The following is a 24,823-nucleotide window of genomic DNA, read 5'->3' as shown; positions in this document are numbered from 1 at the left end:
TTACCAGATAAGTCAGTTGTATCATATGGATTTGGAGATGTTGACCTATGTCGTTGTTGAACGCATTTAAAGCAAAGTTGTTTAATACCAAAGAAAAACGCGGCGTCCAGCAAGACATTCCATCTCAAGCAGCTCGGCCGCAAGCCACTCAAGCAGCCTCCTCGTTTAAGCCTTATTTTAGCCTTGCCATCCAGGCCACTCCGGCGCAAGCCAATCGAGTGGATACTCAGGCAGCGATAAATCGATATTATTTTGATAACCCGCAAACCATTGAACTCCTTGGCTGGGAACATAAACATGAGTCCTGTACTTTTCACGATACTCAGTTTGACAGCATTGAGGTCAATGGCCCTGGGCAATATTTTTATCTAGGCAAAGATAAAACCTGTAGTCTGCTCCCTCATCCCAATAATGCCCAGCAAACACTATGGCAAGTTGAACTCTATAACCAACAAGATTTAGTGACTTGCCATTTTATTATCGACTCAGCCCATACCGTTCAAGGCGATATGCAAGATTTCTCCAGCCTCACAGGGAAATTGCAGCGTACTTTACATCAAATTCATACCGAGCAAGGGCGCTCGCTGCTGAGGATAATTACCCTATCCCCTAACATCACTCAGGCGGTAGATTGCAATTACTTTGGTGAGCGCAACGGGATAACGCGCCAGCTCAATGCCTTAGGTGTACTGCAATTTGAGGGGCATTTCGTTAATGACCAACAACTTGGCCGCCAAACTTGGTACGACCATGAAGGAAAAATCAATCAAGTCGAAGAACGCCAGCTCGATGGTATGTTGCTCACCTACTACCATAGTAATGGCCAGATAAGGGAAACCGCAGAAAAGGATAGCGAAGGCAATTATATCAATCAGTTAAAACGCTATTATGAATCTGGCAATCTATGGCTGACGCGCCCAATGGTGGCAAATCACATCCACGGAATTGAGTATATGTACTATGAGGATGGCAAGCTGCAAGCCGAATTAACCCATGATATGGGTCAGCCTGTTAACGAGCTTTGGTATCATCCCAATGGCAATCTTAAGCAAGAGGTCCACTTCAATCAGGTAGGCAAACGCATTGAGACTTACTATGAAGATGGCCAACTCGCGTGGCAAGTACAACTCAATTCACAGGGGGTAAATGAAGGCCTGCGACAAGAATGGCACCCCAATGGCGTGCTTGCAAAACAGCTCAATTTTAGTAACGGTATCGCCCATGGCAACAGTGAACAATGGTATCCCAATGGGCAGTTAGAACAGTGCATTCCCTTTGAAAATGGCCATGAGCAGGGCCTTGCCACTTGGTACCATGAAAATGGCCAACTCGCCCTTGAAATCTACCTTGAAAAGGGCTTAAGAGAAGGATTATTTCGCAGTTACTATGAAAGCGGTGTCCTATCTGCCGAAGGTCAATATCGACATAATCTCTCAATTGCGCCCTTTATTGAATACTATGAAAACCAACAAATTCAAATGTATTTGCCCCATACCCAAGGCAATCGTGATGGCACAGCACGCTGGTTTTATGAAGATGGCACCATCCGCACTATTACAGAATATGTCGTTCGAGAGGGACAGGGTTATCTCAAACAAAGTAGCGCCTACAACAAGCAGGGCATCCTTGAATCCTTTGAGAGCCACTCAAATACTCGCTGCGGCTATCATCTTGAGAATAATCAAAGGCAATACTATCAAGAAGGCACTCCTGATACTCGGATAGAATACTATCAAGATGGGACAATTCGTTGGTTGTTGACTCGCCTAGAAGGAGAACGATACAGCTCAAAATCCTTTTCTGAACAAGGCAAACTCATCGAAACGGGTTTTATCACCTATATCGATGGTGATTACCTTGATGTCGGCCATTGGCAACGATTTACGCCTCAAGGGCAACTGTATCGTGAAGCGTGGCTCAGCGACGATGGTAAGCTCAATGAAAGCCGCCATTATTTTGATGACGCAGAGGATACACAGGAACAAACTGCAACAATTCAAGCAGGTGCTGATGAAACTCACTTGAATCTTACAGAAGTGACTTCAACTGGAGCAGACACCGCAACCTGGCAGCAAGCAAAACAACCCGCTCCTATCCTCTCTTATCATTTAAAATTTGACCCAGATAGCCAACTCTACGCCATGAAGCGCTATCATCCCAACAGTCAAATCGCTGAGGAGGGTAACCTACACTTCCAAGGAGAAGAGCAATTTTGGGTCGGCATCCATAATCAATATGATGAGCAAGGTAGAATCACACTATCAGAAACTTACACTATGAGCGGCAAACCGATAGAACAGTCTAACGACCTAAACTACCGAGTATTAAATTGATTGGATATAAGCAAGCACATCTGCTTGCTTATAATATCTTGATATAAAAGTATTAAATCAAAAGACTACAGTGCGAAAGTGGCGATAGTCTTTTGGATCCCGACCACATCGGTGCCGCGCTTAAGCTCTTTTACCAGTGGCTCACTTCGACCTGAAATCCAAATTCTTAGCTCGGCATCCATATCGAAATGGCCTGTGGTTTCCACTTCAAAATGGGTGATGGATTTATAGGGCACGGAGTGATAGCTGGTCTTTTGGCCCGTGAGCCCTTGCTTATCAATTAAGATCAAGCGCTTATTGGTAAATACAAACAGATCACGGACCACTTTATAGGCCAGCTTTAATTCTTCCTGAATCCCCATGATTGGGCGCAGCTCTTCGGCCAGCTCCTGTAAATTCACCTCAGAAGCATTTCCGAGCAACCCATCTAATAGTCCCATGCTGACATCCTTTATTATTAAAATTTTTCAATAAAGTATCCTTTCAGTAACCCATAGGCAACAATGAGAAAGCTGAGCAGCTGAAAAACAATAAAAAAGGGAGCATTGAATGCTCAATGCTCCCTTGCTATCAAGGCATTAATTAAAGCGCTTTTTGGCCGCGAACCTGACGGTTTTCACCGACAACAAGCATCTCGCACTTAGGGCAATCAAATACTAACTTAAGTACATCGTTACCGATCTCGAGCACCATAGGATCGGCCTTTATTCCCGGCACTTCCTTAGGACAAAGATTAAAGTTAAATCTCAGGCAGTGCTTAGTCACCATCAAAGGCACGTCTTCAGTCACGCCGTTTTTCTCGTAGGTATCCTGAATTTCAATCACGCCATGGCGCTGATAAAAATCTTTGGCCTTTTCGTTTGCCACGTTACCTAAGTAACTTAAGTGTTTGAATGGATACACAGCATCTTGGTTATATTTCCAAGGTTTTGGGCGTTGGTAGCCCTCTACACGGGCAAGTTCTAATGCCGCTACCGCATCACGGCGCAGGCCGTTAAGGGTTGAAGCAGGCAGGAACCAAGGCTGAGCAGTTTCGATACTAATCTGGCGCGCCGTAAAATCGGTACTGCCAAGCTTCGATAATTGTGTACGAATCGTCTGCAAGGTTTTTTCAGCGTCGGTGGCGGGAGTCTTTTCAACTTCCAACTCAACCGTAGCACTGAGGCCGTAGATATCGGTTAAAGTCAGCGCTACGCCCCTAGCTGTATCGGTTAAACGCATATCTATACCGATAATTCGCTTGGCCGACTCTTTCGCTAACAAGGCTTCAAATGCCTGATTATGGTTACGGTATAAAGTCATACCAACACGTAAATCCCGTGGAACTTGTAACACATGCAGCTTATGGCCTTCGGCGCGGTTTACTCGTAAACCTTGCAACTTGTCGTCGGACTGCTTTGCCATCGCATAATTGGGTGGAAAATACGCTAACCCATCACCGTTATTAAATTCGTGGGTTGAACTGACTTGAATAAAATCCTTACCAAGAGCGACCACTTTACCCACATCTTGGCCAATATATTTGGGCGAGCGAAAATCTTTAATCCCTTGGCTACGCTCATGGACAAAATAGTCGGTGCTGCCACGATTAAAGGTTTTTTCGGGATCAGGGGTAAACGTATGCTCAGTACGGCCATGGGATGAAGCCACAAACTCAGGGCGACGCGCCATAATGGCATCGAGTTTTTGGCGATAATGAGCGGTCACGTTTTTAACGTAACTTAAATCCTTTAAACGCCCCTCAATTTTGAAGGAGCGAACACCGGCATCAATCAAGGCTTCGAGGTTATCGGTTTGGTTATTATCTTTTAATGAGAGTAAGTGTTCGTTTTGTGCTAACACATCCCCTTGGCGAGTCTTTAGATTTCCCGGCAGACGACACATTTGCGAACATTCACCGCGGTTAGCACTGCGATTACTAAAGGCATGGCTTAAGTTACATAATCCACTGTAGGCCACACACAGCGCGCCGTGGATAAAGAACTCAATCTGCATATTGGTATGAGCCGCAACCTCACGGATTTGGCTTAAGCCCAGCTCGCGCGCCAGTACCACCTGCGAGAATCCCACTTGCTCTAAGAAGGCAACTTTTTCGGGATTACGGTTGTCCATTTGCGTACTGGCGTGCAGTGCAATCGGCGGCAGGTTAAGCTGTAAAACCCCCATATCCTGCACAATCAGTGCATCGGCGCCCGCGTTATACACATCCCAAATCAGTTTTTCTGCGGTTTCGAGCTCATCGTCCATCAGAATCGTATTGAGGGCGACAAACACTTGAGCATGATACTTGTGTGCAAAAGCACATAGGCGAGCGATATCTTCCACACTGTTACCCGCCGTCGCACGCGCCCCAAATGCTGGACCACCGATATAAACCGCATCGGCACCATGGCGAATGGCTTCAATACCATAATCGGCATTTTTTGCTGGCGCCAATAACTCTAGACGGTTATTAACGTGAGAAAGTGTCTCAGGGGTGTAAATCTCTGGCTGGCTCATACTTCACAGGCTCAAAATGAACAATAACGAAAAAGGTGACGAGTATAACAAAAACTCAAATCCAGCTCTATCTGCAAATCATTTTTCGCTGGATTAAAGCGAGGCGAACTCAGGAGGAGAGACAACAAACTTGCACCCCAGAGCCGAGCGGAGTATCTTTGCCGCGCATTATTGAATAGGCGCGATTATGACTGATTTTATTTACCAACCACCAACAACTCCCTGGCTCGATGTGCTTTACCAAGATAAAGACATTATCGTCGTCAACAAGCCTTCGGGGTTGTTATCAGTGCCTGGTCGCGATCCCGCCCATTACGACAGTGTGTACGCCCGAGTAAAAGCTGAGCATCCGCATTGCCAAATCGTCCATCGCCTTGATATGGCGACCTCAGGTGTAATAGTGGTTGCGCTCATTCGTAGCGCCGAACGCGAATTAAAACGCCAGTTTCATGATAGAGAAACCAGCAAAACCTATCTCGCCAGAGTCGCCGGCCATGTCAAAAACGATACAGGTAGCGTAGATTATCCGCTGATCTGCGACTGGCCCAATCGCCCAAAACAGAAAGTTGACCACGACATTGGCAAGCCATCATTGACCCATTTTGAAGTGTTAAGCCGCGCCAAGCGCTCGACGCTGGTTAAACTCAAGCCGATTACTGGGCGCTCACACCAACTCAGAGTACATATGATGGCACTCGGCCATCCTATCCTAGGCGATGGCTTTTACGCCGATCCACTGGCCAAATCCTTAGCACCGCGATTATTACTCCACGCCGCAGAGCTTACGATCAAACACCCATATACGGGTGAACCTATGACATTCAGCGCTAATGCCTCCTTTTGCGAACCAGAAGGTGAGCAATGATCACTAAAAACAATTAAAAAACGCAAAAGCAGTAGCCATTCCCTATAAAAAAACGTAACTTTATGACAATTCATTATGTTATAGAGAGTTTATTTATGGAAACCGCATTTCAGCGTGATCAGCTAGATAACCATATCCTCGAAGCCTTAATGCAAGACGCGCGCACACCTTTTGCCGAACTTGCCAAACGTTTCGGCGTGAGTGCGGGTACCATTCATGTGCGTGTCGAGAAAATGAAACAAGCGGGGATTATCACGGGTGCCCAGATCACCATCAATCCCAAGGCACTGGGTTACGATGTCTGCTGTTTTATTGGAATTAATCTCAAAAGTGCTGGCGACTACCCCGCCGCCATCGCCAAGCTAAACGCCCTAGAAGAAGTGGTTGAAGCCTACTATACCACTGGCAACTACAGCATTTTTGTCAAAGTCATGTGCCAATCCATCGATGGCCTGCAACATGTGCTGATTAACCGCATCCAATCAATCGACGAAATTCAATCGACTGAAACCCTGATCAGCCTGCAAAACCCGATTACACGGGCAGTAAAGCCTTAATCAACCCACGAATATAAAGCTCAACAAACAGAACGATATATTGCAAAAGTATGACTTAAGTCTTTTTTACTTCAAAAGTGTTAACCGTACGATATTTTTGTGTTACAACTCCATTGCTAGCCACAAAATGCGCAGCATAATTATAACAATTTAGCTACAAGTGCGATTGATTTTGCACTACAAGCATTAATTGACAAGGAATGAAGTTGTGAAGACAAAACTATCTATCGCTATCTCCGCGGCACTACTATCAAGTGCTGCTGTTGCAGACAATAATACTCTGCGTATACATCAAATCAGTAATAACTTAGCCAAAAATCAGCATAGCCAGAGCGTAACTTCAGTCAGTGGTATGAAAGATCAATATGATCAAGAAACTGGAGAAGCCACTTTTCAATGGGCAAAATCAGATCAAAGAACTCCCGATATGGGGGCCCTTGATTCACAATATAAACTTGCCTTTGCAGCCGATTACTATCTGAACCAAGTAACGGGTCTATCAACTAGCAAAAATGCTAGTTTGAAACCAGTGCTAACCAACTTGCACGATACAGGCCGTGGGGCAAAAATTGCTAAATACCAGCAAGAATATCAAGGCGTTGAGGTTTTCAACCGTAATTTCAATGTGTTGATGGATAGTAATTTTGAACTCGTGGCAACTTCTGGAAGCTTATTACCCTCAAGTACAGCTAACACAACTGAGCTCAAAGGGATTAAAACGACTTTTAATGATCCTTTAAATGCGGTGAAAGCGGCTTCAAAGGCAATGGGTGTTTCCGATGCCAATATCAGCGCATCGACAACGTCAGGTAAATTTCAATCTTTTAACGTAACAGCTTCTGGTAATTCGAAAATACTTAAAGGTGAACCACGTTCTAAACCCGTATTTTTTGAATTGAAAGGTTCGCTCGTACCTGCTCATTACGTGGAGATTGAGGTCGCAGATAACGACAGTGTTGACTCTGAATTTTATTCATTTGTTATTAGCGACTTAGATAATAAAGTCCTTTTTAAACATAACCTGACAGCACAAGAAGCCGCGTTTAATTATCGTATATATGCTGATGAGCAAGGTGTGCCTTGGGATGGTCCACATGGCAATGTTATTCCAGCTATGAGTGAAGACCAAGTCGACGCAACTGAGTATTTAGATGCTCCAATGGTTACTATCACCACTGGCCCCATCAGTACAATGGATCCATGGTTAGCGGAAGATGCCACCACAACATCGGGTAATAACGTCTTTGCCTATGTAGACGCTCTAGCCCCAGATGGCTTTACCAATGGTGACTTCACAGCAGAAATCACTAGCGATAAAACTTTTGACTATCAATATAATACAAATCAAGTCGAAAGCTCTGTTAACAACCGCAAAGCATCTATTGTTAACCTGTTCTATATGAACAACTATTTACATGATTTATTTTATGATCATGGGTTCGATGAAGCCTCAGGAAATGCTCAAGCGAAGAACTACGGGCGTGGCGGTGAAGAGGGAGATGCAATTAGAGCTGAAGTTCAAGATAACTCAGGCTTTAACAATGCAAACATGAGCACTCCAGCTGATGGCCGCTCACCGAGAATGCAAATGTATCTTTGGGATAGTAAAGATGCAGTCAATGGTGAAGACTATGGTGTAACCGTAACCTCTGATGCTGCGATTGGTCTACTCCCGTCGACACAACGCGCAAGCTTTGGTCAAGGTCAATTTGAAATCAGTGGTGAAGTGGTTCGTCTTGTTGATGGTGTAGCCCCTGTGAATGATGGATGTACGACACCAACAAATGCAGCAGATTTAGCAGGCAAAATAGCCATTATTGACCGTGGTGTTTGCGGCTTTACCGTGAAAGCTAAATTCGCCCAAACTGCAGGAGCAATTGGCGTACTCATAGCTAACAACTCGGGTACCACAGAGCCAGCGCCAATGGGCGGCAGCGACGATACGGTAAAAATTCCAAGCATCGGCTTATCAAAAAATGACGGTGCGTTGATTTATGCCCAGCTCGATGCAGCCAAACCTGTCAGTGTCACCATGTTCAACAAAAAGCCGTTTAAAGACAGCTCTTGGGATAATGCTATTGTTGCCCATGAATGGGGACATTACATCAGTAACCGTTTAGTGGGTAACTCTTCGGGTTTAATCAACCAACAAGGCCGTTCTATGGGCGAAGGTTGGGGGGACTTCCATGCATTGCTCGTGATATCAGAAGCAGACGATGCATTAATCCCAGGTAACGAGCTATTCCAAAAGCCTTATGCTGCAATTACTTATGTAGCCTCTTTCTATTCTGGCATCCGCAATTACCCTTACAGCACAAATATGGACGTGAATCCTCTCACTTTCGGTAATGTCGAGTTAAATAAAGGAACTAGTGCTGACCAGTATGGCAATGCGGAAGTCCATGATGCAGGTGAACCATGGGCCGCTATGCTATGGGATTGTTATGTCTCTTTAATCAATGATGAACGCTATACCTTTGCAGAAGCGCGCAGCATGATGATGAGTTATCTCGTTGCAGCCTATAAAATGACGCCTATTGCACCAACTTATACCGAAGCCCGTGATGCCTTGTTAGCCGCAGCGTATGCAAATGAGCCTAAGGACTATGAACTATTCCTAAAAGCCTTTGCTCGTAGAGGTATGGGCCTTGGAGCCGTTTCACCTGAACGGTATGACACCAAACACCGTGGTGTGGTCGAATCTTATAAAACTGAATTATCCACCTTTAATGTGACTAACCATGAAATCAATGCAGACTATGAAGGATTAACTGTCGGTTATTGCAGTAAAGACGGCATTTTAGATAAAGGCGAAACGGGGACTGTCAGCTTCACGATAACTAACCGAGGAAGTAAAACTTTTGAAAGGCTAGAAGGAAAAGTTGAAGTTGTCAGCGGCCAAGATATTACGCTGGCAAACGACGGTAAAGTCACCTTTGGAGCTCTAGACTTATTTGCAGAAGTTACTAGTACTCCGATAGAGATGACTCTTAACGAAGCTACAACAGCCGATACTGTAGAGTTAAAACTGACGTTCCCAACTTTAGAGGGAACCGATGTAAACGAATATAGCTTTACAACTGTCGTTAACATGGACTTTAAAGACAAAGCGCCTGAAGGCAATAAGTCTACGAGTAATATGGAAAGCCAAGCTGGGCGAGTTGACTTTAAGGAACATGTGCTTGGAGGCGGTGACATGGCCAAGGGCACTGCGAAACTTGAAAGCCAATATGCCGATTACTTCCCTGTTGACACTCAATATCTACGTATTGCCAATAATGGCTTTGCATCAGATGTCGCTTATGAAACTAAACCTGTAACTGTTGGTTACGGTGGTGATTTCAAAATCAGCTGGTTCCAATATTTTGAAATTGAAGAAAACTACGACGGTGGTGTAGTTGAAATTAGCGTCAACGGAGGGGATTGGGCAGATGTAACTCAAATGGGCGGTGTCTTTGAAGGTGCTGGCTATACTGGTGAGTTAGCGGATCTGCTACCTGGTCGCCAAGCATTTACTGGCTTTATGGATTTCCCTGGTGATATTGAAACAGTAAACTTTGGAACTAAGTTAAATGGTAACGAAGTTCGTTTCCGTTTCCGTATTGTCTCAGATACCAATTCGAATGAGTTTGGTTGGATTATTGATAACGTCACCTTTACAAATATTGTGACTAGTGTCTTCCATGAGCAAACGGCAGGTGATGTAAATCCATGCGTTAACCGTTTACCCAATGTTAGCTTAGTCACCAGCGCAACAGAGGTAAAAGAAGGCGAAGCTGTGAGCATCACTGCTGCTGCTATTGATGCGAATGCAGGTGATACTCTCACTTATACTTGGGTTCAAACGTCAGGCACTGCAGCGACACTTACAGGCAAAGATACTGCTTCGTTAAGTTTTACAGCTCCAAATGTTGATGCTGATGAAGTTTTAGAATTCGCGTTAACTGTAAATGATGGAACAGATGATGTTGTAAGCACTGTGTTGATAACAGTAAAAAATAATAACATTCCTGTTGTCAGTTTGACTCCAAGTGCAACTGAAGTAAAAGAGGGTGAAGATGTTAGCATAACGGCTGTTGCGATTGATGCAGATTCTGATGATATACTCACCTATTCTTGGGCACAAACTTCAGGTACTGCAGTCACCCTGACTGGGGCAGATACGGCATCATTAAGCTTCACAGCCCCGCAAGTTAGTGCAAATGAGACTCTTGAATTTGCACTAACTGTAAATGATGGAACAGACGATGTAGTGAGTACTATATCAGTTAAGGTGAATGATATTCCGGCACCTACACCAACTCCTACACCGAATAAGTCTTCCGGAGGTAGTTTAGGTTGGTTAACATTTATCTTGTTGCCTTTAGCTACATTACGTCGACGTAAATAACGCGCTAATAATAAAAAGCCGCAATTTGCGGCTTTTTTATTGGCTGTGACCCGTCCTAAATAGCGTTGACACTTTTCAAACTCATTTTGGAGAGTGTAATGACTTCAACAATTTAACGAACTCAACGCGATTATTCCCTCGCTTTTAAATTGGCGGTTGTCGACCAAGTGGAAAAAGGCGAGCTGACCTATAAGCAGGCGCAAGACAAGTACGGTATTCAAGGTTGCTCCACCGTGTTAGTTTGGTTACGCAAGCATGGCAAACTGGATTGGTCCCAAGGGACACCGTCTACATCAATGCGAGGACAGTTGATGACTGAACCCACCACGCTCACCCCCGAGCAAAAGATAAAAGCCCTCGAAGCCGAACTTGAAGATACCCGCATGAAGGCCGCGTTCTTCGAAGCCATTGTCAAAAAACTCAGAACTGACTACGGGATATCCGTCGTAAAAAAGCCACACGCGAAACGCTCCAAGAAAAAACGGCCATAGGTTATCACGTCACTCAATGCTGTCGCTACCTTGGCATCAGTCGCCAAGCGTATTATCAGCAATGCCAGCGGCAAACAGAATGGGAGCAAAGGGAGCAACAAGTGTTGCAAACGGTGCAATATGAACGGTTATTTCAACCGCGAGTCGGTACACGCAAACAGCAGTATTTACTGAACAAAATGCATCAAATAGTGATAGGATGAGACCGGTTATTTCGCTGTCTTAGGGCGCATCGTTTGTTGGTCACGCCGAAACGGGCATACCCTAAAACGCCCCATAGTCATCATCGATTTAGGTGTCATCCCAACTTGCTTAAGCCCAGTGAGCAACAAGTGAACATCAGCCGTTCAGAGCAAGCCTGGGTGGCTGATATTACCTATCTGCCACTGCAAGATAATGAAGCCTATTTAAGCTTGGTGACCTATGCCTGGTCACGAAAAATCGTGGGTTATCATGTTGATGATAATCTTAAAACAGACGGGGTGCTAACGGCCTACAAACGGGCACAGAAGCAGCGACAAAACAAAGATAAACCGCTGATACACCACTCAGACCGAGGGATACAGTACTGCTCAAACGTTTATCAAGCGGTTCACGCACATCATGGTGTGATATGCTCAATGACAGACGGATATGACTGCTCTCAAAATGCCTTAGCAGAGCGAGTGAATGGCATCTTGAAGCAGGAACTTTTAACACATAAGCCCGCAACGCTGGAGGAGGCGCGACAAATGGTGACAGAAGCGGTAGCTATTTATAATCAACGGAGGTCCTATTTGGCCTTAAAATACAAAACGCTCGATAAGGTGTATCAGGCGTTTTAGGTGGAAATAAGTGTCAACTTATTTCAGGACGAGATAAAATAATTCCTTAAATACTACATTTCTGAATTTTTATCTCGCGAAGTGTAATCCACCTCTAATTCAACTTGACCTAATTTCTGTAGCCTTTTAAGAATATCTAATAATAAAAGAGAGCTATCGATTGGTATTAGTCGATAAGTATTACCTGCAATGCGCTCAATCCGAAAACTAGAGGATAATGCTACTAAATCGGATTTAGAAACCAGCACGAATGAGCCTCTAAGCTGTCCAAACGTCGATATTTGCGTATCGTAAACCACTGTTCCTTTAACTAGTCGAGCTGTATGCGCGGTAAACTGACGTTCATTAAATTGATAACTGTATAATTTATTTTCCTGAACCAAGCCTTTTGACTGTGTTGATGAGGGATTGTTTTGTGGATAATTATCCCCCTCCGTCGACAAAGTTGTTACTTGACCATTGCTAGTTGAAAGAGTGTCGCTGGCTCTTACTTCATTTTTAGCGTTCGAACAACCCAATAAGCAACCCACAATTAGTATATATAAAGTCCTATACATGCTCATCCTTCATTTCAAACCAACTTAAAGTATTACCTTAGCAAGGTATCATCAAAAATGAAGCTATATACTCCTTAAACAAAAGCTTGCGCATAAAAAAGGCATAAATTTTTATGCCTTCCAAAGTCACAACATTAAATAGTTATCTACGAACGCAGCCCAATACCTCTTGAAATAAGGTAATACGCAACACCCCAAAGTACAGCGCAAAAGCCCACCATGATGCCAATAGAAAGCGGAATGCTGATATCGGCAAAACCTAAGAAACCGTAACGGAAGACGTTGATCATATAGACCACAGGGTTCAGTGCCGACACGCCTTGCCAAAAGGATGGCAGTAACGACAGTGAATAGAATACGCCACCAAGGTAAGTTAATGGCGTGAGCACAAACGTCGGGATGATGCTGATATCATCGAAACTCTTGGCAAATACCGCATTAATTAATCCCCCTAAGGAGAATAACACTGAGGTTAAAAATACCGTCATGACGACTAAGCCTGCATGGTGCAAACTGATGTCGACAAAGAACATGGCGACTAGCGTCACGATTAAACCAACGCATAACCCCCGAGCGACACCGCCCCCTACATAGCCTGCGATCATCACATAGTGAGGTACGGGCGCGACCATTAACTCCTCGAGATTGCGCTGAAATTTCGCGCTATAAAAAGAACTCGCCACATTCGAATAGGAGTTAGTGATCACCGACATCATGATTAGGCCTGGCGCGATAAACTCCATATAAGATACACCCCCCATATCACCAATGCGGCTACCGACCAAGTTACCAAAAATCAAAAAATACAAGGTCATAGTGATTGCAGGCGGAACTAAGGTCTGGATCCAGATCCGAGTAAAACGATTGATTTCCTTGGTTAATATGCTTTTGAAGGCGATAAAATACAGCTGTTTCATGCCTTAGCTCCTTGGGTTTTCTTCACTAACTCCACAAACAATTCTTCTAATCGATTGGACTTATTGCGCATCGACAACACTTCCACATTGGCCGCGGTTAATTGGGTAAACACATCATTGAGATTGTGCTCCTTTGCCACATCGACCTCTAAGGTATGCGGATCGGTTAAACGGCACACCATACCCTCGAGAGTGGGGGCGACATCGATATCGCGGCGTAGGTCGAGGATAAAGGTTTCGAGATTCAGCTTACTCAGCAAGGCCTTCATGCTCGTGCATTCCACCAGCACGCCCTTATCAATAATGCCGATATTGCGACAGAGCATTTCTGCTTCTTCAAGGTAGTGGGTAGTTAGAATGATCGTCACACCCTGCTGATTAATTTGCTTGAGGAATTCCCACATTGAGCGTCGTAGCTCAATATCGACCCCCGCAGTTGGTTCATCTAAGATCAGTAACTTAGGTTCGTGCATCAGGGCGCGGGCAATCATTAACCGCCGCTTCATCCCCCCCGACAAGGTGCGAGACTGACTATTACGCTTCTCCCACAAATCCAGCTGGCTTAAGTATTTTTGGGCTCTCTCAAGAGCCACGGCCTTAGGTACGCCATAATAACCCGCCTGATTCACCACAATTTGCAGTACCGTTTCAAACTGGTTGAAGTTAAACTCTTGCGGCACTAAACCAATACACAGCTTGGCTTCTTCGAGTTGCTTATCAATATCAAAATCAAAAACCTGCACAGAACCAGCGGTTTTCTGCACCAAGGAGCTGATAATCCCAATGGTAGTCGACTTACCCGCGCCGTTAGGGCCTAACAGTGCAAAAAAGTCTCCCTGTTCAACGGTAAGGCTAATGCCCTTTACCGCTTCTACACCGCCTTTGTAGGTTTTTTTTAGCCCCTCGAGTACGAGAGCATGGGCATGCTTGGCCATAGTGCTACCTGATCCTGAAAGAATAAACGAAATACTAAAATGGTGACGAAAACAGCAAATGCAATACGCTAAGCTGTATAAAAACGAATTATGACTCTAATTGATTGAAAAAATAGTTATTAATTTATTAAAAATAACTAATAGAGCACCATACATAGGTCAGTTATACCAAACCGCATTGGTGTGACCAACTTTCTACACAAAACAAAACTCCCGCCTAGGCGGGAGTTTGAGTCATAACGCATCTGGGCTTATTCGAGCGGCACCACTTTAGCGATATAAGGCAAGTTGCGATATTGCTCAGCATAATCGATGCCGTAACCCACAATAAACTCATCTGGGATAGTAAAACCGATAAAGTCGACTTTTACATCCACTTCGCGGCGCTCGGGTTTATCCAACAGAGTGCACAGGGCTAAGCTCTTTGGCTCACGCAATAACAGCATTTCGCGCACTTTGTTTAAGGTGTTGCCCGAGTCAATCAAGTCTTCCACAATCAGCACGTCGCGGCCCGCGATATCCGATTGCACATCCTTCAGCACTTTCACATCACGTGAGCTGGTCATGGAATTGCCATAACTCGAAACCGACATAAAATCGATTTCAACATGGCCTTTAATACGGCGGCACAGATCAGCCATAAATACGACTGAGCCTTTTAATAATCCCACCATCAGCAAACGCTCGCTGTTGGCATAGTGGGCATTGATTTGCTCGGCCATTTGATCCAATTTTTGGCTAATCTCTTCAGCGGAGATCATCACTTCGGTGGTGTGTTTCATATCAGTCTCAATTGTCGATGTCAGTAGGGGAGTGTTTGTCATAACCCCAACGACTCGTTAATGCATGGTCAACGCCCAAATGATCGAGGATTCGAGCGACCATGAAGTCTACCAGATCTTCAACCGATTTGGGATTATGATAAAAGCCAGGCGCCGCAGGCATAATAGTGACACCTAAGCGCGATAGGTTGAGCATATGCTCTAAGTGTATGGCATTAAAGGGAGTTTCCCGCGGAACGAGGATCAGTTGACCACGTTCTTTTAACACCACATCTGCCGCGCGCTCGAGCAAATTATTGCTCATTCCCGTCGCAACAGCTGCCAGTGTCCCAGTCGAGCAAGGACAGATCACCATTTGTTTGGGTGCAGCACTGCCGGAGGCTGGCGGCGAAAACCACTCATCCTTGCCTAATACCACTAACTCGCCAGATAAAGTCGCATTCTTTTCTGCAAGCACCTCTAACAATTGCGCCTTAGCTTTATCGCTGTTAGCACTGAGTTGCAAGCCATGTTCAGTCGCCAGCACCACACGTGCAGCGCTTGAGATCATTAAAAAAACTTGGTAGCCCGAGGCTAATAAGCATTCTAATAACTTCAAACCATAGGGCGCACCCGAGGCTCCTGTCCAGGCTAAGCTAATGGCTTTCTCAGATTTGGCATAGGCCATATTAGTCCGCCTGCTGAACAAACTGTGGGCTAACTTCAAGCGCCGCCAACAGCTTTTTATGTAAGCCGCCAAAACCACCGTTACTCATCACCACGATAGTGTCACCCGCTTTTGCCGAGGCAGCCACTTTAGCGACAACATCATCAATTTGATGCAGGACAGTCACAGGGATCACCGCTGCTTCCATCGCCTCTTTCATATTCCAATCGATAGTATCGGCTTGATATAAAAAGGCTTCGTCCGCTTGCAGCATGGAATGGGCCAAAGTGTCTTTATGCACTCCACTCTTCATCGTGTTCGAGCGAGGTTCTAATACAATAGTGATTTTGCTTTGACCGACCTTGGCACGCATGCCCTTAATGGTGGTCGCAATCGCCGTTGGATGGTGGGCAAAATCATCGTATACGCTGACGCCGTGGACAGTGCCCAACAACTCTAGGCGACGTTTCGGCGGTACAAAGCGGGTTAATGCATCAATCGCAGCACTCGGTTTAACCCCAACATGGCGCGCGGCAGCGATGGCCATTACTGCATTTTCAATATTGTGCTGACCAATCAGTGCCCAATCGAGCACACCTTGGGACAGGCCATCGAAAAACACTTCAAACTCATGGCAATCATCACTTAAGGCCTTAGCATGCCAACCTTTAGTCGCATCAGTGGTATGGAAGGTCTCTTGTTCGCTCCAGCAGCCCATATCAATGGTTTGCTTTACCGCGTGGGAATCGGCTGGCCAAATCACTTTGCCTTGTCCTGGCACAGTTCGGATCAAATGATGGAACTGTTTTTGGATCGCCGCTAAATCGGCAAAAATATCAGCATGGTCAAATTCGAGGTTATTAATCACCAGCGTACGGGGATGATAATGCACAAATTTAGAACGCTTATCGAAGAAGGCGCTGTCGTATTCATCGGCTTCGACCACAAAAAATGCCGATTCCCCTAAACGGGCCGACACGCCAAAGTTTTGTGGCACGCCGCCAATCAAGAAACCGGGTTGATAACCACAGTCCTCTAAGATCCACGCCAGCATGCTTGAAGTGGAGGTTTTTCCATGGGTACCAGATACGGCTAATACCCAACGCTCAGGCAGAATATGATCGGCTAAAAACTGTGGTCCAGAGGTGTAAGGGATCCCAAGGTTTAATACCGCTTCGACACAAGGATTACCTCGGCTCATGGCATTACCAATCACCACAAGATCGGGATAACTGCCCGCTTCACCTAACTGACTTGGATCAAAACCTTGAATAAGTTCAATACCTTGCTCTTCAAGCTGCGTACTCATCGGTGGATAGACGTTGGCATCCGAGCCTGTCACTCTGTGCCCTTTTGCCCTAGCCAAGAGTGCTAGGCCACCCATGAAGGTTCCACAAATTCCTAAAATATGTACGTGCATACCGCTCGCTCTGATGTTTTTGAATTCAAGGCTATTCTAATCCATAGCACAGCAGATTGGCAGGTTAGGAGCTCGGAAAAGCCACATCTTCGGCAAAGATCCTGAGAACGGAATAAATTTTAACAATTGGCTGAAGTTTAACTAACAGAATTATGCCACTAGGCTCACTTATCCGCGCAAGCTGGCATAGAGCTTGGGATATTGACTGCGGTGACGATTAAAGAGGAATTGACGTAGGGCTTCTCGCTCTTCGGCTTCGGCCTGAAATCTGACAATCGCCAGTCCCTCTTCATGGCGGATAGGCTCGATTTTAACCCGCATGGTTTCACCCTCGGGCAACTGTAATTGCAGTTCTTGGCTATCGACCAACTGTTCAAACTGTTGTGACGATTTAGCACGAATCGCCATGCCAGAACTCGATAAAGACACCACAGACCATTGTTCGCCCTGATCTTGGTCGAAGATCCACACATCTTCAGGCTGAGTCAAACGCCAACTCCGCTCAGCCCCTTTTGCGTCTAACACTTCAGGCACCCCAAGAGTTGGCTGTAATTGGCCAAAATCATCGAGACGCATCTCAAGGGGAAACCAGAGCTTATAGGAGCCGACTTCAGCCAATAGGGTCAACTTGGCCTTACCCAATAGCGAGGCAAGCGCCTGTGGCACCTCGGTTTTGACCGTTAATACATGGTTAACCAAAGGCTCAGGATGAGCGTCCTCAGTGCTATGGGTTATGCGATTGGGGGAAAATAGCTCTCTAAAACAAGCTAATTCCTCTAAGGTTAAATGCGGCTCATCAACCATACGACAACCTACTCAGATGAATCACTTGTACAAAAAATTACCATCAAAGCGTGATTCTGTATATTTTTTCAGCGATTAATTTGCAAAAAAAGAAAAGTAGGCTAGCAAGGTTAAGATCTGACTCCAATTACCCATTTGCACTATTTGAAGATGGATGATTCCTGAATTTAAGCAACTCACTTATCTTTTTGCTGACTGGCAGGAGGGGCGAATAACAGCTTAAGCCGCTCTGAAAAGCCCAGCCCCTTAGTCGTGACATCACTAAACATATCGCGCCATTCGCTAAAGGTCACTTTGATTGGATTAAAACTGTTGACGGGTTTAGTGATGCCGTAAATCACGGTTTCCTCTTCAGGAACAAAGGTACCGAAAAGTTTGTCCCAGATAATCAAGATACCGGCATAATTTTTATCGATATATTGCGGATTACGCCCATGGTGCACCCTGTGGTGGGAAGGCGTATTAAACAGCCATTCCAATGGGCCGAGTTTTCTCACCGCTTGGGTGTGCACAAAAAACTGTAATCCCAAATTGAGCAGCACCACAAAAACCACCCAATTAGGGTCGAAACCCAAAATTACCAACGGCAACCAAAACACCCACATACCAGCGAAGGGATACATCAAACTCTGGCGAAACGCGGTGCTAAAATTCATATTCTCCGAACTATGGTGCACCACGTGGGCCGCCCACATCCAACGCACTCTATGGCTCGCACGATGGAACCAGTAATAGCAAAAATCTTGGGCAATCATCAGCAGCACAAAGCTGAATGGCCCCATTTGAATATCGAATAATTTCCAACCAAATACCGCAAGATACAATTTAGCGATCAGCAAGCCCGCCAAAATATCCATTCCTTGGTGCATGGCGGCGAGGCTAAAATTACACAACACTTCCTTTGGATAGTAACGGGCGCTAACGGGCAGTTTCTGTCTTCTGTCACCTAAGTACCATTCCAGCAACATGCAGACAAAAAACAGCGGGGCAAGTACCAGTAACAGTACTTCGGGATGATTAATTAACGCTGCGATATCCATATACCTTTATCCTATTGTTATTATTGTATTAAAGCGTAAATTTGCCTATGTTCTACCAGCGAGCGTAATGATCCTCGGTTAATCCCAATACATTGTTGAGTTGGAATTTCCGCCCCTGATTGTCAATGATAAAACCGCTAAAAAGCCCCAGATATTGACGGAAGTTACTCTTCAGCAAGATAAAATTGCGTTTCTCACTACGGCAATTTCTCGCGGTAAACTCTAAATCGACACGGCCATCGTGACTATGAATACGCCAGAGATCTGTGCCCTGCTGGCCATGACGGTCAAATTCAAATTGTACTGGTCCGAGTAAATGCCGCTCACCATTGATCCAAAACACATTTTCATTAGCACCAGTTTCATTCACGCCCGCAGCAAGATTTAATCCAATCACTCCGTCGTCAATTTGCGCACTCAGCGATGCCCAACGCCAACTGGTATCTCGGCGCATAAATCCCGCGGAAAAATCATAGCCTGCGAGGGCGAAATTTAATGGCTGCGGTTCATGGTCTATGGTGAGTTGTCCTTTGACCGACAAACCATTGTGTTTTTGGGTATAGGTCCAGCCGTTGTATCCCGTGGGGCTACACATGGCCATAGGTAAACTTAAAGGCAATGCATGTAAGGTTAAATCGGCTTGAATGCTTTTAGTATCAATGACTAAATGCCAACTCCCCTCTTGGATTTTAAAGGTTATGCGCTTACCTTTGCCGCCAATGGTTGCCGTGCCATTGGCTGGAGAAGGCGTCATCCGGTAGCCAAACCCAAGGGATTTTAGCCAGTCCTGCTGAGTTAACCTATTGTTTTTAATATCGTATAAATAACAAAATCCACTGCCGAGGTAGGCGATATCCGCGAGCGCAACACCAATAATATAACGGGGCGTAACGATAGAAATAAATTGGAACTGCTTATAGTCAAACCGTTTCGCCCAAGCCGATGCGGGCTTATCCATAGTATCGAAATAGGCAAAATCCGCTAAACCTAAGCGACTGACTATACCGTCGAAATGACCAAAATGTGGCTGACCTTTGGCATTGATCAAACTGTCGGGGGCGATTTGGGTGATAATCCTAGACATAACTTCGCCTTTGCTTTTGCACTCGAGGGAGCATTTATGCTCTCTTATTTAATGTTGAATTTTTACTCTAACCTGTCATTCATTGCATTAAAAGAGTGCAAGCTCAAATTGTTGTGATTTTGTGACCGAGAGGAGTTCGGTTTAGTTTCCTCAAAAAACCATTAAAAAAGCGCCCAAAGGCGATTAGTTGAGACGAACCCACTTAATCAAATATTGACGAATCCAGTGGAACACCTTAGCCGTTAAAAACGATAGCTGATACCAAAGTTTACCCCTTGCAACTCTAGCTCTTTCATCGGCACATATTGGTATTCGAGGTTTAGCCCAAAGCCAGAGCGAAAACGATATTGCCAACCGATAGCGCCGTAAAAGCCCACATCGTCCGAATCCATCTCCTGCTTTTCAAACTCATAACTCACTTTAGTGTAGGCTGCACCAAGTTTGGCATACAGACTATTACCACGAGACAGAGCATACTCACCGTAAGCAGTAGCTCTCACGCCTTGGTAATCTAAGTCTTTTATATCACTGATCGCACTAACAAGCGCACTCGCCACGCCACCAGAGCCCGCTAAATATCCCGCTTCAAATCCAAAATGCTCGTTGAGCATATAGCGGTAATACAAGTCGCCAGTAAATGTATCACCCGCATCATATTTACCGCTTTTAGTTTCAAACTCTTGGGTACCATAGCCTAAGCTGCCGCCTAACACATGGGGGGAATCGGTGGCATTGGCTTTCCCGATGGCCAAACCACCGAATAGTGCAAATGACAACAGCCAAATATTGATTGTTAAGTATTTCATATTGTTTAAATTCAGTATTTAAATGTCGTCACATCATAACCTTTACACCTGTACAAAAACTGAACCCGAGTACCTTGTGGCAACAAGGGGGATTTCTGGTATGCTGTAGCCACTTTTTACTAGCATGAGATTCTCCATGAAACGGTTACTATTGACGCTGACTTTCCCCCTACTCTTTGTGGGCTGTGCAAGCCAAAAACCGACTCATATGGCGTTTAGCCCATTGGTTCCCGATATCAGCCAACAGACTTCAAGACCGCTGCAAATCTCATTAGATACTATCGATACTCGTAACGCCGAATACGTGGCGCGCTTTATGGAAGAAGGCACCAAGACTCGTTTAGTCGGTCCAAGTGAGCCACCTAAGTTATTACTCGATGAAGTGTTTCGTAATGGTTTCACCCAAGCGGGATACCAAATAGATCCAAGCGCAACCAACTCGGTTCAAGTTCAATTAGAAGAATTGCAAATGGATGTCACCAAAAAAACCTTTGGTTACGAAGCCAAACACAGCGTACGTATCGCCGTCCAAGCGCGAAATTCAAGTCAAGAATTAGTCAAACGCTATAAAGCCAAAGGTACCTTAAAAGGCCCATTAACCCCAGACTTTGCCACCTTAGAAATGGATATGAATAAGCTTCTAGGCCAACTCACCGGGGAAATTTTAAATGATCCAGAGTTAAACCAGTTTCTACAAAAATAAACATACCAATCGATAATTAGTAAGGAAATCATAATGTTTCGTTGGATATCTGCACTTTTAGTTCTTTGTGCAAGTTATAGCAGCTGGGCGGCAATCGACATTCAACCCGATAGTTTGTATCCCCAAGTCGAGTTTGATACTAGCTTAGGTAAGATTGTCGTCGAACTCGATAGAACCCGAGCCCCCATTACAGTTGATAACTTCCTCACCTATGTGGTCAAAGGTGAGTACAACAACACGATTTTCCATCGGGTGATCAGTGACTTTGTAGTGCAAGGCGGTGGACTGAATCCGCAATTAGAAGAGCTGCCAGCGGGCAAGCCGATAGTCAACGAGTCGGGCAATGGTTTATCCAATAGCATGGGCACCATTGCCATGGCGCGCGACAATGACCCCCACACGGCCACCCGCCAGTTTTACTTTAACGTTGCAGACAACACTAAGCTTGACCCCTCAAAACGTCGTTGGGGTTATGCGGTATTTGGTGAAGTGATTGAAGGTAAGCAAGTTCTCGAAGCCATGGCTGTAGTAGAAACCACGACGAATGCCAAACTGAATTGGCCCGATGTACCTGTCACTCCTATCATATTGAAAACAGCTAAGTTGCTCCCGAAAAAATAATTAAAAATTTAGCAACAACGCTAATCCTGCCTCTATACTGTAAAAGCTTAACGAAAGGAGGCAAGGGTGACGATTGAAGAATTTATCGATAATAAAGCGCCCCAACTTGCTGTATATGGAAAAGCGTTTTTGAGTGATGAACTCGATTTCCAAGAAGTTCAGCTCTATTTATGGGACACACTTGAAGAATGGCAACAACTCATTCCAACAAGTGAAGCGCAAACAGAAATGGAAACCGTGTTTTGGCACTTGCTCCATAGCTTTAGTAAGTGGCCAGACTGGATGATCCGCGGCAATCAGTACCTGTGTCAGCAGTTGCATGCTTGCTGTGACTTCCTCTGTTTGGGAGGCCAAATGCCCTCGGGTTGTATCGGTATCCGACCTTGAACAATCCCTTCTTAAAAGACTCAGCTTGCTGAGTCTTTTTATTTTTAGCTTTTGCAAACAAAATCGCTCTGAGTATCAAAAGGAGATACCTTGCCCCTTGAACCTAACCACATCTTACCCGTAAGCTAGGCGGATTCGACTCTTCGGCTAATACATATGTCCGTACCCAGTTTTACTCGTCGCACCTTAGATTCCTTGAGTGTTTATTACCATAAACGCGTTTTGATCCTGCTATTACTCGGTTTTTCTGCTGGCCTACCATTAATGCTAGTCTTTTCAACCTTGTCATTTTGGTTACGGGAAGCAGGTGTCGATCGCACCTCTATCGGTTATTTCAGTTGGATAGCCTTAGCCTATGCCTTCAAATGGGCCTGGTCACCGTTAGTAGATAGATTATCACTGCCTTTACTGACGCGCTTTTTAGGCCGGCGACGCGGCTGGATGTTGTTCGCGCAGTTGTTACTGGTCGGTGCAATTTTGGGGATGTCTTTTAGTGATCCCGTTAAAGATCTCGAACGCTTAGCTTTGTTTGCATTAATGGTTGCATTTGCGTCTGCGACCCAAGATATCGTGATTGACGCCTTTCGGATTGAATCGGCTCCCGAAAAAATGCAAGCTGCATTAGCGGCCGCCTATCAGGTGGGTTATCGCAGCGCCATGATTGTGGCGACCGCAGGCGCGCTGACCATCGCAGCTTGGGTTGAGCCAGGCAATACCGAATATAACTTAATCGCTTGGCAAACTTCCTATTTAGTCATGGCTGGACTGATGTTTATTGGGGTTCTAACTACGCTCTTTAGCCAAGAGCCACAGGTCGATACCCGCGCCGCCGATGAGACGGAATTAGCGGTTAAACAACGCTTAAGCGAGCGTTACCCTAAACCTATAGCTGCGAGTCTCTCGTGGATTTATACCGCCAGCATCCTGCCCTTTATCGACTTTTTCAAACGCTATGGCCGTAGTGCTATCTTAATTTTATTGCTGATTTCCTGCTATCGCATCTCGGATATTGTGATGGGAATTATGGCCAACGTGTTTTATGTGGACATGGGATTCACGAAGGAAGAAATTGCTTATCTGAGTAAAATCTATGGCCTGATCATGACCTTGGTTGGCGCAGCCTTTGGCGGAGTCCTGTTAGCCCGCTTCGGTACCATGAAGATATTATTTCTTGGCGCGCTGTTGGTTGCTGTCACTAATTTGCTCTTTGCTTGGCAAGCGGTCATTGGTTATAACATCAGCTTTTTAACCTTTGCCATTTCGGTTGATAACTTCAGTGCGGGGATTGCCACCGCGGCCTTTATCGCCTATTTATCAAGCCTCACCAGCAGCGGCTATAGCGCAACCCAATACGCCCTGCTCTCTTCGATTATGCTGCTCTTCCCTAAGTTTATTGCGGGTTTCTCGGGCGCCTATGTCGATGCCTATGGTTATGTGAACTTCTTTGTCGCTGCCAGCGTGATAGGCTTTCCTGTGTTGTTACTTATTCATTTAGTGAATAAATACGCCCCCCACGTCAGTAACAAACCAGACCAAGAATAATCAGATATAAAAAAGCCCCAAACCGTAAAGGTTTGGGGCTTACTGTATTTTCCACGCTTAAGTTAGCTTAACGCGAACTCAAGCCAATTTTCATGATTAATCGCGGAAGTTATTGAACTGGAAAGGCTGACCAAGATCTGCTTGACGCACTAACGCCATCACAGCTTGTAAATCATCGCGGGCTTTGCCCGTCACACGCACTGTGTCGCCTTGGATCTGCGATTGCACTTTAATTTTACTATCTTTGACCATCTTAACGATTTTCTTGGCGATATCCGTCTCGATGCCCTGCTTAAAGCGTACTTTCAGGGAGAAAGTCTTGCCACTGTGAACTGACTTTTCGTCGACATCCATAGTCGAAGGCTCAACATTACGCTTGCTCAATTGAGTACGTAAAATATCCACTAACTGTTTGCACTGGAAATCGTCTTCTGCGGTGAGTGTCACCACATGATCTTTGTAATCGATGCTGGCATCTTTACCACGAAAATCAAATCGGCCGCTGAGTTCACGGCGAGAGTTTTCGACCGCGTTACGTAACTCAACCTCGTCAACTTCAGACACAATATCAAATGAAGGCATAGTTGCCGCCCCTTAGGTGATTGTAAATGCCCATAGTT

The 24,823-nt window shown here is 45.2% G+C and carries 21 protein-coding genes and 1 pseudogene; 9 read left to right on the top strand and 13 right to left on the bottom strand.

The annotated features are described in order from the left end of the window. The first annotated feature begins 47 nt into the window (after nt 1-47). A complete protein-coding gene (locus IEY09_RS01005) occupies nt 48-2,333 on the top strand; it encodes a toxin-antitoxin system YwqK family antitoxin (protein WP_188869472.1) in 2,286 nt (761 codons plus the stop codon). A gap of 65 nt (nt 2,334-2,398) precedes the next feature. Here the strand turns inward: IEY09_RS01005 and IEY09_RS01000 are convergent, their stop codons facing one another. Together IEY09_RS01000 and IEY09_RS00995 are read right to left on the bottom strand one after the other, a co-directional pair. Next, nucleotides 2,399-2,773: a PH domain-containing protein gene (locus IEY09_RS01000; protein ID WP_037421824.1), complete on the bottom strand. Its 375-nt coding sequence runs from the start codon at nt 2,771-2,773 to the stop codon at nt 2,399-2,401. 142 nt (nt 2,774-2,915) lie between these two features. Then, a complete protein-coding gene (locus IEY09_RS00995; RefSeq protein WP_188869470.1) occupies nt 2,916-4,832 on the bottom strand; it encodes a peptidase U32 family protein in 1,917 nt (638 codons plus the stop codon). Nucleotides 4,833-5,019: 187 nt separating this feature from the next. Here IEY09_RS00995 and rluA point away from each other — a divergent pair, with 187 nt between their 5' ends. The 4 genes and pseudogenes from rluA (at nt 5,020) to IEY09_RS00975 (ending at nt 11,959) form a co-directional block, all read left to right on the top strand. Continuing rightward, nucleotides 5,020-5,697, top strand: a complete 678-nt coding sequence (rluA, locus tag IEY09_RS00990; protein WP_037427817.1) for a bifunctional tRNA pseudouridine(32) synthase/23S rRNA pseudouridine(746) synthase RluA — start codon at nt 5,020-5,022, stop codon at nt 5,695-5,697. Between the two features lie 95 nt (nt 5,698-5,792). Beyond that, nucleotides 5,793-6,254: a transcriptional regulator AsnC gene (gene asnC / locus IEY09_RS00985; RefSeq protein WP_011073571.1), complete on the top strand. Its 462-nt coding sequence runs from the start codon at nt 5,793-5,795 to the stop codon at nt 6,252-6,254. Between the two features lie 208 nt (nt 6,255-6,462). Beyond that, nucleotides 6,463-10,644, top strand: a complete 4,182-nt coding sequence (locus tag IEY09_RS00980) for a rhombosortase-dependent M36 family metallopeptidase (RefSeq protein WP_188869468.1) — start codon at nt 6,463-6,465, stop codon at nt 10,642-10,644. A gap of 149 nt (nt 10,645-10,793) precedes the next feature. Then, nucleotides 10,794-11,959, top strand: a pseudogene (locus IEY09_RS00975) (IS3 family transposase). A gap of 53 nt (nt 11,960-12,012) precedes the next feature. Here IEY09_RS00975 and IEY09_RS00970 read toward each other — a convergent pair. The 10 genes from IEY09_RS00970 to IEY09_RS00925 form a co-directional block, all read right to left on the bottom strand. Then, nucleotides 12,013-12,516, bottom strand: a complete 504-nt coding sequence (locus tag IEY09_RS00970; protein ID WP_188869466.1) for a hypothetical protein — start codon at nt 12,514-12,516, stop codon at nt 12,013-12,015. A gap of 146 nt (nt 12,517-12,662) precedes the next feature. Continuing rightward, nucleotides 12,663-13,433, bottom strand: coding sequence for an ABC transporter permease (locus IEY09_RS00965; protein ID WP_011715945.1), 771 nt, complete (start codon nt 13,431-13,433; stop codon nt 12,663-12,665). Next, nucleotides 13,430-14,368 carry an ABC transporter ATP-binding protein gene (locus tag IEY09_RS00960; RefSeq protein ID WP_172589962.1) on the bottom strand — a complete coding sequence of 313 codons (939 nt, stop codon included), beginning with the start codon at nt 14,366-14,368 and terminating at the stop codon, nt 13,430-13,432. The genes IEY09_RS00965 and IEY09_RS00960 overlap by 4 nt, the downstream gene beginning before the upstream one ends. A 251-nt stretch (nt 14,369-14,619) precedes the next feature. After that, nucleotides 14,620-15,150, bottom strand: coding sequence for a hypoxanthine phosphoribosyltransferase (gene hpt / locus IEY09_RS00955; protein ID WP_037421839.1), 531 nt, complete (start codon nt 15,148-15,150; stop codon nt 14,620-14,622). Between the two features lie 7 nt (nt 15,151-15,157). Beyond that, nucleotides 15,158-15,817: a flavin prenyltransferase UbiX gene (locus IEY09_RS00950; RefSeq protein WP_047539467.1), complete on the bottom strand. Its 660-nt coding sequence runs from the start codon at nt 15,815-15,817 to the stop codon at nt 15,158-15,160. 1 nt (nt 15,818) lies between these two features. Then, complete coding sequence (mpl, locus tag IEY09_RS00945) at nt 15,819-17,216, bottom strand: UDP-N-acetylmuramate:L-alanyl-gamma-D-glutamyl-meso-diaminopimelate ligase (RefSeq protein ID WP_188869465.1); 1,398 nt, start codon at nt 17,214-17,216, stop codon at nt 15,819-15,821. Between the two features lie 168 nt (nt 17,217-17,384). Then, a complete protein-coding gene (locus IEY09_RS00940) occupies nt 17,385-18,020 on the bottom strand; it encodes a hypothetical protein (RefSeq protein ID WP_037421848.1) in 636 nt (211 codons plus the stop codon). Nucleotides 18,021-18,196: 176 nt separating this feature from the next. Next, entirely contained in the window at nt 18,197-19,060 is an 864-nt protein-coding gene (locus tag IEY09_RS00935; protein WP_037427826.1) for a sterol desaturase family protein, read from the bottom strand. Between the two features lie 52 nt (nt 19,061-19,112). Then, on the bottom strand, nt 19,113-20,144 hold the full coding sequence (locus IEY09_RS00930; RefSeq protein ID WP_188869463.1) for a DUF2804 domain-containing protein: 1,032 nt from the start codon (nt 20,142-20,144) through the stop codon (nt 19,113-19,115). Nucleotides 20,145-20,386: 242 nt separating this feature from the next. Further along, the gene (locus IEY09_RS00925) at nt 20,387-20,950 is read right to left on the bottom strand and encodes a porin family protein (protein WP_144345543.1); all 564 of its coding nucleotides are present in this window, start codon (nt 20,948-20,950) and stop codon (nt 20,387-20,389) included. A 136-nt stretch (nt 20,951-21,086) separates the two neighbouring features. Between IEY09_RS00925 and IEY09_RS00920 the strand changes: the two genes are divergently transcribed. The 4 genes from IEY09_RS00920 (at nt 21,087) to IEY09_RS00905 (ending at nt 24,203) form a co-directional block, all read left to right on the top strand. Further along, nucleotides 21,087-21,653 (top strand): YajG family lipoprotein, encoded by a 567-nt coding sequence (locus tag IEY09_RS00920; RefSeq protein WP_188869461.1) that lies wholly within the window; start codon nt 21,087-21,089, stop codon nt 21,651-21,653. 33 nt (nt 21,654-21,686) lie between these two features. Next, complete coding sequence (locus IEY09_RS00915) at nt 21,687-22,274, top strand: peptidylprolyl isomerase (protein ID WP_188869459.1); 588 nt, start codon at nt 21,687-21,689, stop codon at nt 22,272-22,274. A gap of 66 nt (nt 22,275-22,340) precedes the next feature. Then, nucleotides 22,341-22,661 carry a hypothetical protein gene (locus IEY09_RS00910; protein WP_188869457.1) on the top strand — a complete coding sequence of 107 codons (321 nt, stop codon included), beginning with the start codon at nt 22,341-22,343 and terminating at the stop codon, nt 22,659-22,661. A 156-nt stretch (nt 22,662-22,817) separates the two neighbouring features. Then, nucleotides 22,818-24,203 (top strand): AmpG family muropeptide MFS transporter, encoded by a 1,386-nt coding sequence (locus IEY09_RS00905; RefSeq protein WP_188869455.1) that lies wholly within the window; start codon nt 22,818-22,820, stop codon nt 24,201-24,203. A gap of 96 nt (nt 24,204-24,299) precedes the next feature. On the opposite strand, the gene IEY09_RS00900 is transcribed toward IEY09_RS00905, so the two are convergent. Further along, nucleotides 24,300-24,785 carry a YajQ family cyclic di-GMP-binding protein gene (locus IEY09_RS00900; RefSeq protein WP_011073585.1) on the bottom strand — a complete coding sequence of 162 codons (486 nt, stop codon included), beginning with the start codon at nt 24,783-24,785 and terminating at the stop codon, nt 24,300-24,302. Between the last annotated feature and the right edge of the window lie 38 nt (nt 24,786-24,823).

The organism is Shewanella xiamenensis, from assembly GCF_014647135.1.
Lineage (GTDB): Bacteria > Pseudomonadota > Gammaproteobacteria > Enterobacterales > Shewanellaceae > Shewanella > Shewanella xiamenensis.
The sequence above is the reverse complement of the archived record's forward strand: the minus strand, read 5'-3'. Positions and strand labels throughout refer to the sequence as shown.

Coding starts and splice junctions, on each gene's coding strand:
- IEY09_RS00960 (WP_172589962.1), bottom strand. CDS start 14,368: ATGGCCAAGCATGCCCATGCTCTCGTACTCGAGGGGCTAAAAAAAACC.
- IEY09_RS00965 (WP_011715945.1), bottom strand. CDS start 13,433: ATGAAACAGCTGTATTTTATCGCCTTCAAAAGCATATTAACCAAGGAA.
- IEY09_RS00915 (WP_188869459.1), top strand. CDS start 21,687: ATGTTTCGTTGGATATCTGCACTTTTAGTTCTTTGTGCAAGTTATAGC.
- IEY09_RS00920 (WP_188869461.1), top strand. CDS start 21,087: ATGAAACGGTTACTATTGACGCTGACTTTCCCCCTACTCTTTGTGGGC.
- IEY09_RS00900 (WP_011073585.1), bottom strand. CDS start 24,785: ATGCCTTCATTTGATATTGTGTCTGAAGTTGACGAGGTTGAGTTACGT.
- IEY09_RS00995 (WP_188869470.1), bottom strand. CDS start 4,832: ATGAGCCAGCCAGAGATTTACACCCCTGAGACACTTTCTCACGTTAAT.
- IEY09_RS00970 (WP_188869466.1), bottom strand. CDS start 12,516: ATGTATAGGACTTTATATATACTAATTGTGGGTTGCTTATTGGGTTGT.
- IEY09_RS01000 (WP_037421824.1), bottom strand. CDS start 2,773: ATGGGACTATTAGATGGGTTGCTCGGAAATGCTTCTGAGGTGAATTTA.
- IEY09_RS00950 (WP_047539467.1), bottom strand. CDS start 15,817: ATGGCCTATGCCAAATCTGAGAAAGCCATTAGCTTAGCCTGGACAGGA.
- rluA (WP_037427817.1), top strand. CDS start 5,020: ATGACTGATTTTATTTACCAACCACCAACAACTCCCTGGCTCGATGTG.
- IEY09_RS01005 (WP_188869472.1), top strand. CDS start 48: ATGTCGTTGTTGAACGCATTTAAAGCAAAGTTGTTTAATACCAAAGAA.
- asnC (WP_011073571.1), top strand. CDS start 5,793: ATGGAAACCGCATTTCAGCGTGATCAGCTAGATAACCATATCCTCGAA.
- IEY09_RS00930 (WP_188869463.1), bottom strand. CDS start 20,144: ATGTCTAGGATTATCACCCAAATCGCCCCCGACAGTTTGATCAATGCC.
- IEY09_RS00935 (WP_037427826.1), bottom strand. CDS start 19,060: ATGGATATCGCAGCGTTAATTAATCATCCCGAAGTACTGTTACTGGTA.
- IEY09_RS00940 (WP_037421848.1), bottom strand. CDS start 18,020: ATGGTTGATGAGCCGCATTTAACCTTAGAGGAATTAGCTTGTTTTAGA.
- mpl (WP_188869465.1), bottom strand. CDS start 17,216: ATGCACGTACATATTTTAGGAATTTGTGGAACCTTCATGGGTGGCCTA.
- IEY09_RS00925 (WP_144345543.1), bottom strand. CDS start 20,950: ATGAAATACTTAACAATCAATATTTGGCTGTTGTCATTTGCACTATTC.
- IEY09_RS00905 (WP_188869455.1), top strand. CDS start 22,818: ATGTCCGTACCCAGTTTTACTCGTCGCACCTTAGATTCCTTGAGTGTT.
- hpt (WP_037421839.1), bottom strand. CDS start 15,150: ATGAAACACACCACCGAAGTGATGATCTCCGCTGAAGAGATTAGCCAA.